Source organism: Tateyamaria armeniaca (assembly GCF_045797845.1).
Lineage (GTDB): Bacteria > Pseudomonadota > Alphaproteobacteria > Rhodobacterales > Rhodobacteraceae > Tateyamaria > Tateyamaria armeniaca.
Genome location: NZ_JBHDIY010000002.1, coordinates 760,675 through 773,511, shown reverse-complemented (window position 1 = coordinate 773,511; position 12,837 = coordinate 760,675). Strand labels below are relative to the sequence as shown.

The window sequence follows — 12,837 nt, the reverse complement described above, 5'->3', positions numbered from 1 at the left end:
GTGGTCGTCCGTGCGGCCACCTCCAATGCGCCTCTACTTTGATCTTTGCTCAACCATCGATGAGCTCGTAACCCACGAACTTGCGAAACCTAATCTTGTCTGTCTTCGCTGACCGCAAGGTAGACGCCACCGATACCGCCCGCCACAACGACGGGGGGTACTTGCAGAAATCGCCTCTGATAGATTTGCCGCCCGGGCGAGAACTAACAGCTCTTCGCCGAGATCGTCTGAAGTCTGCAAATAGGAGGAAACACCACGCTGCGCCATCCTTTCACTGAGGAAGCTCGCAATCATATGCGCGCCACGAAATGTAATTTGCCTATCTACGCCAAACGCAGAGTCCTCAAATGCGCCCAGGAAATCAGCCGAGTTACAGCTTAAGAATATGCATCTCTTTCCAATGGAAGAGCAGTGTTCAGCGATGATCTCTATCCGCAGGTTTTCACCGGAGGGCAGTTGAAGATAACCACCTTCATTGTGGCCCACAATTGTGACGAAGTTTGTTTCCTCTTCCTCGATGCTCCGAAGGAGTGACTCCTCGTCTTCGACGTGTTGGAACTCACGAGCGACCGTATCAGCTTCAGACGCAAGCGCGTCCGCCTCACTTGCAGATGGAGTTCGGGAGAAAATGCTTCTGAACTCTTGGTCGTTTCTAGGAGTGGTGGTCAAAATGCTGTGTGTTGCTTCGACGTATTCCGTGTAGGTGCGAATATTTTCCAGTCCAAGTCGCGATGCTTCGGAGACGATTCTATCAGCTGCGTACCGAGGCCCTTCAATCACTCCCTGTGGAGTCGGATATTGCTGGAAGGCCGGCGAAGTCTCAATTCGAGCGACCAAAACTGCATCTGGCTCATTTACTGGAATCTCGCCGACGGCCCGAGCCAGATCCTCTAAGGCAATTTCTTCCGCTGTTTGGACCCTTGGCGGCGGCGCTACAGGTTCAGGTGCTCGAGGACGAACTGTTGGTGTTTCCCGCAAAGCGGGAAAAACATGCCGAAAAAAGTCTTCTGGCCCGACCTTTACGATAATCAATGCAAGTCCGGCAATGATGGGAAAGATAATTCTACCCACGATCTCTCTCCGGAAAGAAGTATTTCCTCCATGCAGCTGAAAAACTGGGGCTTTCCGCTCCAAGTTTCGGCTCACCGCCGCCGCTAAGCGAATTAACTCCAAGCTTAAAGAGGGCAGGAAACGCTGCACCCATAAGTGCATAGTCTCTAAGTTCATAACCTGTCGAAGAATTCGACCAAATCATTACTCCGATAGCGGATGCCCCGATAACTAAAAATGTAATAATCCAATAACCCGCGCTCTTATACATAGCCTTTACAGACTTGTTTGAAAGCTTCTTCTTCAGACTGTTCCAGTACAGAAGTTCTTGAAAGCTCGCACCAAATATGGCTGCCAGTAATTCGATTGAAAGGTAACCAGGCATGCTATTCTAACCTTAATTCAGGAATTCTACGACTAAAGTAGAAGCGAACTGTTTGCTCGGAAATGTTCTGTTGAGGAAGCTCGATGCCATCGGCAAAGCTGCGATAACTGAACTCAAGGAAATCGTCTGAAATGGGGGCACTCGACAGCTCATCACAGAAGACATTGACGGAGCTTAATCCAAACTCCATTCTCGCGAACTCTCCAAAAAGAAACTCAACTCTCCGACTTATGTCGGCAAGTAGACGGTCTTCCGGGAGTATGAAGGGGCTTCGATTGTTCGATGCATAGGCAAGGGCGGAGCCAAAGTCTTCGAGGGTGAAGCAAAAGGAAGAATTCCGAATTTCAACAGGCCCGACAACGACCATTTTAAGGTACTCTCCGTTCGCTAGTTCCGAACTCACTTGTCTTCCAAAGAATAACTCCACGGCCTCAATTTCCTGTATGGGGAAAATCAGCACGTCATTTGAAATAGCGCGGTTGTCTTCCACTGCGGTGAAGTAGCTCACAGAACTGCACGAGTTACTTTCAATATGATAATCGTAGCAAACCGCCTGGCTTGCGCTTGCGAGGCTAGCCAAGAGAGGGAGGTGGCCCGTTTCATTTCCTTGAGAGTTCGCCGGGAATGCGGCAACTAAAAAGAACGTTGTGAGAGAGAATTTCTTTGCACCCATTTGATAACCCAATAGGTTACGGACCCAACGATCTTATCACCCTTTCAGTTGTATGTCATCGTTGGCGCAACTTCTTAGCGTTGGGTTTGCTCCGCACAGGAAACGCTCGTGCGGAAACCTTGCAGGGGTAATGCATCTTAGAGTGAGAGGGGTGCCGGGTTTTCCGTGACGGGTTTGGAGGTTGGGAGAGAGGCTCCCGGCTGGCCCGTCGCGGAGATATCCCGATGACAAAGCAACAGAAAATCACCCTCAGCGCCTCGCGCGACATTCCCTTCAACAAGCTAATGCTCAGCCAGTCGAACGTGCGCCACGTCAAGGCCGGCGTGTCGATTGAGGAACTGGCCGAGGACATCGCGCGGCGGACGCTGCTCAGCTCCATCACCGTGCGGCCCGTGCTGGACGACAGCGGCGCCGAGACCGGCATGTACACGATCCCCGCCGGCGGGCGGCGGTTCCGGGCGCTGGAACTGCTCGTGAAGCAGAAGCGCATGAACAAGACCGCGCTGGTGCCCTGCATCGTGCGCACAGACGGGCTCGCCGAGGAAGACAGCCTCGCCGAGAACGTCCAGCGCGCGCCGCTGCATCCGCTCGACCAGTTCCGCGCCTTCCAGGCGATGCGCGAGAAGGGCCGCACCGAGGAGGAGATCGCCGCGGCCTTCTTCGTCTCGGCCAGCGTGGTCAAGCAGCGGCTGAAGCTCGCCTCGGTCGCGCCCTCACTGCTCGACGCCTATGCCGAGGAGGAGATGACGCTCGACCAGCTCATGGTCTTCACGGTCAATCCCGACCATGCGCGCCAGGAGCAGGTCTGGGAGGCGCTGCAGCGGCACTATTCCCGCCAGCCCTACGAGATCCGCCGCGTACTGACCGAGGGCGCGGTGCGCGCCTCCGACAAGCGGGCGCAGTTTGTCGGGCTCGACGATTACGTCGAGGCCGGGGGCGAGATCCTGCGCGACCTGTTCCAGCAGGACGATGGCGGCTGGCTGCAGGATGCCGCACTGCTCGACGTCATGGTGCGCGAGAAGCTGGCCGAGGAGGCCGAGTTGGTGCGCGCCGAGGGCTGGAAATGGGTCGAGGTCGACACCGAGTTCCCCTATGGCCACACCTTCGGGATGCGCCGGGTCCACGGCGAGGCGGTGCCGATGAGCGACGAGGAAGCCGCCAGCTACCAGGCGCTGAAGGCCGAATACGACGCGCTCGAGGCCGAGCATGCGGAGGCCGACGAGTTGCCCGACGACGTCGATACCCGGTTGGGCGAGATCGAGGAGGCGATGGAGGCGCTCGAGGCGCGTCCGATCCGGTACGAGGCCGACGACCTCGCGCTGGCCGGGGCCTTCGTCAGCATCGACAGTTCCGGGCGGCTGCGGGTCGAGCGCGGCTACGTGCGGTCCGAAGATGAGCCGGTCGAGGAGGTGAAGGACACCGGCGAGGTCGCACCGGAAACGGCGCTGGTCGAGGACTCCGACAACACCGTTGCGTCGGCTTCGGACGAGGAGGAAGAGGACGACGGCCTGAAACCGCTTTCCGACCGCCTCGTCATGGAACTGACGGCCCATCGCACCCTGGCGCTGCGCAATGCGCTGGCCCAGGACCCGCAGGTCGCCTTCCTCGCGGCCCTGCACGCGATGGTCCTGCGGCTCTTCTATCGCTACGCCGTCGACAGCTGCGTCGAGATCGAACAGCGCAACGCGGGGTTCGGATCGCAGGTGCCGGGCCTCGGCGACACGGCCTACGCGCAGGCCGTCGACCAGCGTCACGAGACCTGGGCACGGAACCTGCCGAAAGCGCCAGAAGACCTCTGGGAGACCCTGACCGAGTTCGACAGCTGCAGCCGCGAGGCGCTCTTCGCCCATTGCGTGGGGATGAGCGTCAATGCCGTCCACGACCCCTACCAGCGCCGTCCGCGCGCCATCGCGCATGCCGATGTGCTGGCCGGGACCGTCGGCCTCGACGTGGCAAAGGCGGGCTGGACGGCGACGGGCGACAGCTACCTCGGCCGCGTGACCAAGGCGCGCATCCTCGAGGCCGTGCGCGAGGCGAAAGGCGAAGACGCCGCTGACCGGATCATCGGGCTGAAGAAGGCCGAGATGGTGATGGCAGCAGAGGACCTGCTCGTCGGCACCGGCTGGATGCCCGAACCGTTGCGCACGCCGCCGCTGCCGGAAGAGGACGCACCGGAGATCGAACTGCTCGACGAGGCGGACGACACCGGTGTTGAGGCTTCGGAAGAGGATCCCGACTCTAGCGAAGCGCAATCGGCGGAAGACGGCGGCGAACCGGCTATCGGAGACTCTGACCCGATGGAGGAAGATGACCCCGTCGTCGGTGACGCCTTCGCCCGGACTGCCGCCGAGTGACCTTCGAGCAGCACGGGACCTTCCACCCAGGTTCCTAACACAGGGGCCCGTCAGGCGTGGCGGGCCCCTGATTTCGTCCAAGCCTGATGGAGACTGCCATGCCGAGCCCCGCTACCGAGCTTTCGCACCAGCTTGCCCGGAATGCCGAAACGGTGTGCCGACACTATCTTTCGAACGGTCGGAAACAGGGTCACTACTGGCTGGTGGGTGATGCTCAGAACAATCCGGGTCGATCCATGTATGTTCGGCTATCCGGGCCTCTGTCCGGCACCCGTGCGGCCGGAAAGTGGACCGACGCAGCCACGGGGGAGCACGGCGATCTGCTCGATGTTATCCGCGAGAGCTGCGGCTTGGTCGACTTCAAGGACGTTGCCGATGAGGCCCGACGCTTCCTGAGCCTGCCCTTACTTGATCCACCCCGACAGCATTCTCCACATTCACGGCCATCAGCTGCCACCGGATCCCAGGAAGCGGCGCGGCGTCTGTTCGCGATGGGTGTTCCGATCCGCGCCACTCCAGTGGAAAACTATCTGCGCGGGCGTGGCATCGGAACGGCTGACCGAATGCCAAGCCTGCGGTTCCATTCCGCCTGTTTCTATCGGCCAGAGGCCGGCGGTTCGGTTGCGCGGCTTCCGGCCATGCTGGCCGCCATCACCGATCTCGAAGGCCGCCATACCGGGACCCATCGCACCTGGCTGCGCCCGGACGGGAGCGCCAAGGCCGATATCGACACACCGCGGCGAGCGATGGGGGCGTTGCTCGGGAATGCGGTGCGGTTCGGCGTGCCCGCTGACGTGCTCGTCGCGGGCGAGGGGATCGAGACGGTTCTTTCCGTGCGCTCGGCTCTGCCCGAAATACCCGCCCTAGCGGCGCTGTCGTCGGGACACCTGGCCGCCACCCGGTTTCCCGCAGGGCTGCAGCGACTCTACGTGTTGCGCGACCGTGATCCCGCAGGCGCGGCGGCAAGTGATCGACTGCAGCCGCGCGCAGCCGAGATCGGGATCGAGGCGGTGACCCTCACGCCGCGGCTGGGCGACTTCAACGACGATCTCCGGCGCTACGGTCTGGCAGCCTTGCGGGCGCGGTTGCGGCTTCGTCTCCACGCCGAGGACGCCGAGCGGTTCATGCCGGTGTGACACGGCGGCAATCCGGCTGGCTCTGCACGGCTCGCAGCATTGCTTTCGGTGGGATTTGCCGCGCGGAACCCATCCACGGGAAAGGCCGGCGCGCACGTCCTTCTCAGAGGGCAGGAGGCCCACAATCGGCACGGCCCGGCAATGGCCGCGCTCCGGCTATTTTCCGCCGCGCCCCGTTGGGGCGCTTTGCATCGCGAGACAAAATAGCCGGGCTTGGCCATCAAGGCCCTCGCGAAGGCCTCGGGCTGCCCGGCCGTCCCGCCCGTGGGCGCGTTTCTGCCACGAAGGCCGCGTGTGGCGCGCGGCTCCCCCGAGGAAGGAACCCGCAGATGACCCTCGATCCCGAAACCGATGCCCACGAGCCGCATCACAGCACGTCCTCGACCGCCCATGTCCTGACCGAACTCCAGCTCTACGGCTGGCGCCCATACGAGGATGAGCCCGATCCGCGCCCCTTGCCCGATGGCGACCTGATCGCCGGTGCTGTCGCAGATATCCTCGACGCCCATGTCGCGACGCTGGGTGATACGCGCCTCGAACCCGATCTCGACGAACTGCTCTGGGGCGCGGTCAACCTCTTCCACCGGGCGCTGACGCGGGCCGAGCGGCAGCTCGACGACAACGAACAGGCGCAGCGCCGCTTGCAGCGGGAACAAGATGGCTCCGAGGTGAAATCCCTCGAACTCGAACGCCTCGTGGCCGAGGGGCAGAGCATGGTCGAACGCCGCACCGCGCTGGAACTCTTCCGCGACCTCGCAGCCGAGGGTTTCGAGCATCACCTCGGCAAGCCATGGCATCCCCGGAACGGCTCGCGCGTCAGCCATCGGAATCTGACCGCCGCGATGATCGACAGCCGGGATTTCCTTGCCGCCCGGCGGCGGGCCGAGGCGCAGCTGCTTTTGCCCGAAGGCCCCAAGGTGGCCGTGACCGGCGGGGCGGTGTTCAACGATCACCGCCTGATCTGGGCGCAGCTCGACCGGGTACACGCCAAGCACCCGGACTTGGTGCTGCTGCACGGCGGCTCACCGAAAGGCGCGGAACTCATCGCCTCCCGCTGGGCCGATCACCGCAAGGTGCCGCAGGTCGCCTTCCGACCCGAATGGACCAAGCACGGCCGCTCGGCCCCATTCAGGCGTAACGATGCAATGCTGGACGTCCTACCGATTGGCGTACTTGTCTTCCCCGGCACCGGGATCCAGGAGAACCTTGCCGACAAGGCCCGCAAGCTGGGCATTCCAGTCCTGAAGCACGAGGGCGGCGCGTGAGCGCCGCGTTCTCTCGATATGCACATCACGCGGCTACTGCGTCAGACCGGACTTCATGCTCATTGCAGCAGACTTTAGGTTCGAGACCAAACTTGCACTCTCCGGGCAGTCGTATGCTGCAAGTACGTTTGTTCGGTCTCAACCCAAACATGGCCCTCGCCTAGAGCTCTTCCACCGGCAATGCGGACCTTCGTCTCGCGTGCGAAGGACGACGAACGGGCGTACACCGTCATCTGACTAAGGGGTTCAAACTCGCTAGTGAAGCTCATGGTCGTTGACTTGGAACGCAGTATCGAGGCGGTTTGCCGTTTACTTGCAAGACCTCACCTGCCACTTTGTTTATGCTAGGATGGATCACCTTGCGTTACGGTCTTTTTTAGAGTCACGGTATCTGGAGACTTCGACATGAATCCTGCGAACTTTTACACAAGGGGCGTGAAGGAATTTATGGACGATTACTGGGCTGCCTGGCTGCCCAGCAAAGTATACTCATTGGGAGACGTGGGCAGATTGAATAATTCCCAATTTGAAAGAATTGGATCTCTGGATGACTATTCAATTCCGTATAAGATAAAGAGAAGCTCTGCGCGAGGCCCACTTGAGATCTCCTCCGGGTTGAGCTTTTCTGTCGACTTTACATCTGACGCCAAACACCGAGTTCAGGAAGGATTTGAGCATTCCGGAGATATCTCCCTACATATTGGATTCCAGACAGAAGGCTCATTCTTAGTGGAGATAAACGACTCATCTTCCCTAAGTCTCGTTGAGGCTCCGAGCTTGGAAGCATCCATCATCGATAAGTATGTATCCGGCGAATGGAAGCGGGATTTTTTTGTAGTGACTGACATAGTCAAAGCGGACTTAGCAACCATCATTGTCGCCAAGGAGAAGGGGGCATCGCTAGAATTCAAGATTTCCGGCAGCCACAGTAATGACTGCAGAGCACTAATCGACGCGAGTGCGCAGATATCATTGAAGCGTCAGAAGGGGGATCTTTTTAAGATGCTCTCGGCAAAGGGCACTACTCCCTTCTTTCAGCTATCTCACCTTAAGCTGCGCCCATTTAGCACACCAAAGTTCAAAAGAAGAAACATGCTCCCTACCGATATTGAAATGCCTGACCCAGCAACTATAATATCGCAGCCAGGCGTGCGGAGCCGAATCCGCTTGGAGTTAGCATCCCCGTGACGACTGCGAGATGCGCGCTTCGGCAAGATTACATCTCCTTCCTCAGTGAGTACGGGATGACCGAGCCCAAGGCTCCGGATAATGCCCGATTTCTAGAGAATGAGGTACTAAAATCGATTACTCAAAAACCTTCGCAAAGTGATTTCGACAAACACATCAATGAAATGTATGCTGACGTAGCAAAAAGGCGCGCCGCAATGCGCTCGGAAGGTGAAAATCCCGACATAAGCCGACATTCGTTAGATCGCTCTGCTAGCCATCTGCGTCGCTTTCTCACGGAGCACTATGCAGCACAAGCGGATCTCTTGAATAGAACCTTATTTTGCGAGTTCCCAACTGGTTCTCTTAATGCCGAAACGGTAGCGGTGAGCAGTGGCTTCCTGGTTTTAATCAACTCCGGCATTTCTCCATTTCTGCGACAAGTCTGTGAGGTTATTGTAAGGTTTGAGCGGGATTCAGAAGGAAGTATACACCCAACCGAAGAAACCATATCCATTTTGGCAGACATTTTTTATGCATACATTTCGTATGGAAGCTCTTTGGCAGGCCCGGCATTGCTTTCGGGTGGGGAGAGCGGGCTGCTTGCCGGGACGCTTGCAATGGCATGTTGGCACTTTGTTTTATGCCACGAATATGGACATATAGCGGCTGGTCATCTTGAGGCGGATGGTTCACGCAACATGTTGCCAACACCAAAAGGTAAGGTCGCGGTGCTCTCCCGGCAGCAAGAAGAGGAATTTCAAGCTGATGCAATCGGTTACAAGATATCCCTAGAGACACCTTCACTCAAGACAATCGACACCTCGACGCTTGACCGAGTTCTTGACGGGCGCTTTTCTGGAGAGGACTTCGCCAAAGCCATGCGATTAAAGTCAGCTCTGGCTGCTCCCTATATTTTCTTCTCTATCGTTCTTGTTCTGGAGGAAATTTGGTCGCGGAGCGCCAAGCCTTCCGACGACAATGCACTTGTCCAGACCCACCCGCCAGCAAAAGAGCGCATTAGGGGTCTCGCGCCGGTGCTGTTCAGTTTAGACGTAAGACATCGCAGTTTCGCGTCTTTTGGTGGCAAGCTTGGCTCCATTCGAGAGGAAATTGCGGCGCTGGTATGCGACCGCCTTCATCGCTAGAATGACGCAAACTGAGTGTGGAAGGTTGCGAGACTTCCGCGGGTGCAAATCGTCTCGTGGGCGAGATGGCGGTCAGTCCACAACTTTGTGAATGCAGCTAGTAAGCACGCAGAAGAGCCGATCAATGAGCTCTGCCTGAATGTCAGCTCTAGGGGATGTGCACAGAGAAGCTCAGTCCGCCTTCCGGGCATGTTGCTCGAACGGAGGTGCGCATGCGGCGAAAGGCAGGAGGCTCCCACAGGCCCGCCCTTCGCTGGATCATGCGCGAAGGTTCGCTGTCGTGCATCGCTCGGCTTGGTAAACACATGATCTTGAGGCATAATCCAGCCAGCAGAACCGGCGAAGCAGCATAGTCGCAGGCGGTGCGCACATTCGGGCAGCCTGTAGTGATCCCCAAAGTCACTGACCCATGGAGGCGTCCATGTCGCTTGTTCTTCTTGCCATCTCTCTGTCCATCGCCCTCGGCGTTCTGGCCTTCCGCTTTGCGGTCTTCGCGCTGCCGGTGATGGCCGGGATCGCAGCGTTCCTGCAGATTCATGGTGGCGGTGCCGGTTTCGGCCTGTCCTTCCTCGCCGGACTGGCGGGGGCGGCGCTCTCCGTCGGCCTCGTGATCGCCATTCTCGGCTTTGCTCGGAACCCGTTCCTCCGCCTTGGGGCACTCGGTTTCTTTGCGGTACCCGCCGCCGTGGCCGGCTACGCGCTGGCCCATGGCGTGGCGAAACATGCGCTCGATCCAGGTGTCCTGCTGACACTTCTCTGCGGCGGCTGCGGCGCGGTCGTCGCCGTTGCGGCGATGATCAACCTCAATGCCTTGGGAGAGGGGCTTCTCGACCCTTAGCCCTTAGTTGCGGTCGTCCCTCGTCAGTTGATCGCAGGCGCAGTGGAAATCTGCGCTGTGACGGTCCTTGGGTGATCGCAGGCCAAGACTCCGTATCACCCCTCTCTCGCCCTATGACGATGGACCAGCCAGGCCGATGCCTGTGAGTGCGGTGAACGATGCCTGACGTGCTCGGTTCTGCCTGCGGTTTCTGGCCATTGGACACGGCGCAGCTGTGGCACGCGACGGTGGTGCGTGAGGCCGATTGCTGATGGGCGCGTGATCTGGGGGCCAAGTCGCCCTTCGCGAGGAAGATTGTTCGGCACTACGTCCCCGTTGGGGCTCCCCCGAGAAGACCTGTCCCTCCTCCTGATTGATCCCCTAAGCCCGTCCGGCCGAGGCCAGCAACCCCGCGCGGAGGGACCCGTGTTGGCGTGTTCCACGCCTGCCCGCGCCACGTCCCGCCTTTGGGGGTCGAGCGGACACCGGGGGTGCCCGTGCAGGCCCCGTCCAGCGGTCTTTGACGGGCCTCATCGGAGGGACGGTCCCTCCGGATGAAGCAACGGAGACATACCATGCAGAACATCGTCATCCTCGCCGGCAACATCGGCCAGACCCCCGAAACCCGCACCACCCAGGGCGGCACCTCGATCACCACCTTCACCCTTGCCACCTCCCGCCCGCGCTATTCCGAGGGCCGGGTTGTCCGCGACGAAAACGGCTACCGCGTCCAGGACACCGAATGGCACCGCATCACCTGCTTCAACGGCCTCGGCAAGACGGTCCAGCAGTACTGCGAGAAGGGGATGAAGCTCCTGGTCCGTGGCCGTATCCACTACACCAAGTGGACCGACGCCGCGGGTGTCGATCGCTACGGCTGCGAGATCATCGCCGAGACGGTCGACTTCCTGACCAAGGCCAAGCAGGCCGAGGACGAGGAGCCCTCCCTCATCGACGATGAGGACGACCAGTCCTGACACAGCACCGAAGCCCGGCGGCGCGAGCCGCCGGGCTTCCCCGATGGCACTATCGGACGCCGATCACAATTCGTATCACTCGGCGACATCCCGCCGCGCGCAGCCACCGAATTCGCGGTGAGTTGCGCCTTGGTCGGCTCCTGCGCGATCCAATGCCCGAAACGGCCACTGACCGCGATGATCACTGGCAAGCCTCCGGAAACGCGACTAAAATAGTCGTAGTTCTGGCATGTGTGAATGGCCAGGTGGGAGGTGATCATCATGATCACCGCCCGACAATCACGGGCCGCGCGCGCATTGCTGGGATGGACGCAGCAGGAGCTAGCCGATAAGGCCCTGGTATCACTGACCGCACTGAAGAGGCTCGAATCCGAGAAGGATCTTCGTGTCTACGAGTCGACCGAGGATCAGGTGCGGCGGGTGTTCGAGGATGCAGGGATCACCTTTCTGCGTTTGGACCAAGGTGAAGGTGTCTTGATCGATGTGACCAAGGCGAAAAAGGCCAAGTGATCGTAACCGGTTGATGCGGGTTTCGGTGGCGCGCCTGTACGGAAAGGCAACTTTGGGAGGGGGGTCGTTTCTGCGATCCTGTAGGCAAATGGCACAGGGCGAGACGACATTTCTGGATGCTCCGCCGGACAGCGAAACGCTGACCGACTACGACCATGCTCATATGGTTCTCTACCTCCGCATTTTCGACGCTGCCGAGGAAGGGGCCGATTGGCAGGAAGTGGTCGAAGTCCTGTTTGGCCTCGATCCGATGCATGATCCCGATCGCTGCAGGAGCGTCTATGATAGTCACCTCGCGCGGGCCCGCTGGATGACCGAGCACGGCTACCGCGACCTGCTTCGGCAGGGGGGTGACGGCCCGAACGGCTGAGTCACGCCGAAACTCGCTCATGTCGGGTGGGCCGGACTCCCGGAAATCAATCAATACGTGTAAAATCAGGCCGTTTCAGGGAAGTTGACGAACGGGATTTGTCATGCCGTCGGAACGCTCCGGCTGGCGTTCCTCGGCAGAGTACGACTACGTCGAAGACCTGAGCGCGTCCGATCTTGCCTGGGAATGGCTGCGCCGCAACAAGCGCTACGCAAAGGACTATGCGACCCTTTCCAAGGCCGCACCGGACGACGCGTCTCTGAAAGACGCGCTCCTCGACAAATGGGGGTTACGATTTCGCGGCCGATCCCAACCTCCCGGCTCCAAAGGCCTGCGCACTCTGGGCCCCAACGGTGGATCCGTCGGTGATCGTGCTGCAGAAGATTCCGGAGGTCCTGAGCGGCGCGGCGGAACCGACGATCCTGCTTGAAGGGACCATCCGTTACGCCCATGACGGCCTCCACCATCTTCTTGGCGTTGGCGGGCAACGTCGCCTGCAGGTTCTGCAATCGGATCCCGACGATGATGCGTTTGTGGCGATCGTCCCACTCGATCAGGATGGCTTTGCCCGTCTAGAGGCTGTCTACAGCTTGCTCGCGCGGCTGCATGGCCGAAAGGTACCTGCAGACAAGCGCCTCACCCGCCAGAAACGACTGCGTGCCAAGCGCATGTTGCAAGCATTTGACGGACGCGTAGTCGGCGCGTCGCAACGCGAGATTGCTGAAGTGGTCTTTCGGCTATCCCGGGTCAGCCGGGACGAGTGGCAAAGCGCCCCCGAGCGCTTCGCCGTGATCAGGCTGATCCGTGATGCCAAAAGACTGGTAGAGGGCGGTTACCGATCACTACTGCGTCCCGATGTGCATCGATAGACCTTCTGTTTTTTCGCTGTGCGTTTTCCGCACCCCCATCTTCGCACTCCATCCCACCCGTCGCACTTCGCCATCGTGGCCGCAACCAGCCGCCGTTGTCCGGCGGCCTCACGGAC

14 protein-coding genes are annotated in these 12,837 nt (G+C 59.8%); 11 read left to right on the top strand and 3 right to left on the bottom strand.

All coding sequences use genetic code 11. From position 1 onward, the window contains the following. Window positions 1-33: 33 nt before the first annotated feature. From ACERZ8_RS03800 to ACERZ8_RS03790, 3 genes are read right to left on the bottom strand one after another with little or no spacing between them, the layout of a single operon-like run. Window positions 34-1,071, bottom strand: a complete 1,038-nt coding sequence (locus ACERZ8_RS03800) for a hypothetical protein (RefSeq protein ID WP_407590797.1) — start codon at window positions 1,069-1,071, stop codon at window positions 34-36. Further along, window positions 1,064-1,435: a hypothetical protein gene (locus tag ACERZ8_RS03795; RefSeq protein WP_407590796.1), complete on the bottom strand. Its 372-nt coding sequence runs from the start codon at window positions 1,433-1,435 to the stop codon at window positions 1,064-1,066. Before ACERZ8_RS03795 ends, ACERZ8_RS03800 begins: the two co-directional genes overlap by 8 nt. A gap of 1 nt (window position 1,436) precedes the next feature. Continuing rightward, on the bottom strand, window positions 1,437-1,943 hold the full coding sequence (locus tag ACERZ8_RS03790; protein WP_407590795.1) for a hypothetical protein: 507 nt from the start codon (window positions 1,941-1,943) through the stop codon (window positions 1,437-1,439). Window positions 1,944-2,332: 389 nt separating this feature from the next. On the opposite strand from ACERZ8_RS03790, the gene ACERZ8_RS03785 reads away from it, so the two are divergent. The 11 genes from ACERZ8_RS03785 (at window position 2,333) to ACERZ8_RS03735 (ending at window position 12,721) form a co-directional block, all read left to right on the top strand. Continuing rightward, window positions 2,333-4,462 carry a ParB/RepB/Spo0J family partition protein gene (locus ACERZ8_RS03785; RefSeq protein WP_407590794.1) on the top strand — a complete coding sequence of 710 codons (2,130 nt, stop codon included), beginning with the start codon at window positions 2,333-2,335 and terminating at the stop codon, window positions 4,460-4,462. 98 nt (window positions 4,463-4,560) lie between these two features. Next, a complete protein-coding gene (locus tag ACERZ8_RS03780; RefSeq protein WP_407590793.1) occupies window positions 4,561-5,598 on the top strand; it encodes a DUF7146 domain-containing protein in 1,038 nt (345 codons plus the stop codon). A 329-nt stretch (window positions 5,599-5,927) separates the two neighbouring features. After that, a complete protein-coding gene (locus ACERZ8_RS03775) occupies window positions 5,928-6,863 on the top strand; it encodes a DUF2493 domain-containing protein (RefSeq protein WP_407590792.1) in 936 nt (311 codons plus the stop codon). Between the two features lie 405 nt (window positions 6,864-7,268). Continuing rightward, on the top strand, window positions 7,269-8,051 hold the full coding sequence (locus ACERZ8_RS03770; protein ID WP_407590791.1) for a hypothetical protein: 783 nt from the start codon (window positions 7,269-7,271) through the stop codon (window positions 8,049-8,051). Between the two features lie 56 nt (window positions 8,052-8,107). Further along, window positions 8,108-9,178, top strand: a complete 1,071-nt coding sequence (locus tag ACERZ8_RS03765) for a M48 family metalloprotease (RefSeq protein ID WP_407590789.1) — start codon at window positions 8,108-8,110, stop codon at window positions 9,176-9,178. A 421-nt stretch (window positions 9,179-9,599) separates the two neighbouring features. After that, window positions 9,600-10,016, top strand: a complete 417-nt coding sequence (locus ACERZ8_RS03760) for a hypothetical protein (protein WP_407590788.1) — start codon at window positions 9,600-9,602, stop codon at window positions 10,014-10,016. A 554-nt stretch (window positions 10,017-10,570) separates the two neighbouring features. After that, entirely contained in the window at window positions 10,571-10,972 is a 402-nt protein-coding gene (locus ACERZ8_RS03755) for a single-stranded DNA-binding protein (protein ID WP_160764804.1), read from the top strand. 261 nt (window positions 10,973-11,233) lie between these two features. Then, on the top strand, window positions 11,234-11,482 hold the full coding sequence (locus ACERZ8_RS03750; RefSeq protein ID WP_407590787.1) for a helix-turn-helix domain-containing protein: 249 nt from the start codon (window positions 11,234-11,236) through the stop codon (window positions 11,480-11,482). A gap of 88 nt (window positions 11,483-11,570) precedes the next feature. Beyond that, a complete protein-coding gene (locus ACERZ8_RS03745; RefSeq protein ID WP_407590786.1) occupies window positions 11,571-11,852 on the top strand; it encodes a DNA -binding domain-containing protein in 282 nt (93 codons plus the stop codon). A 103-nt stretch (window positions 11,853-11,955) separates the two neighbouring features. Then, window positions 11,956-12,282, top strand: coding sequence for a transcriptional regulator domain-containing protein (locus ACERZ8_RS03740; protein ID WP_407590784.1), 327 nt, complete (start codon window positions 11,956-11,958; stop codon window positions 12,280-12,282). Further along, entirely contained in the window at window positions 12,218-12,721 is a 504-nt protein-coding gene (locus tag ACERZ8_RS03735) for a DUF2285 domain-containing protein (protein WP_407590783.1), read from the top strand. Before ACERZ8_RS03740 ends, ACERZ8_RS03735 begins: the two co-directional genes overlap by 65 nt. Window positions 12,722-12,837: the final 116 nt, after the last annotated feature.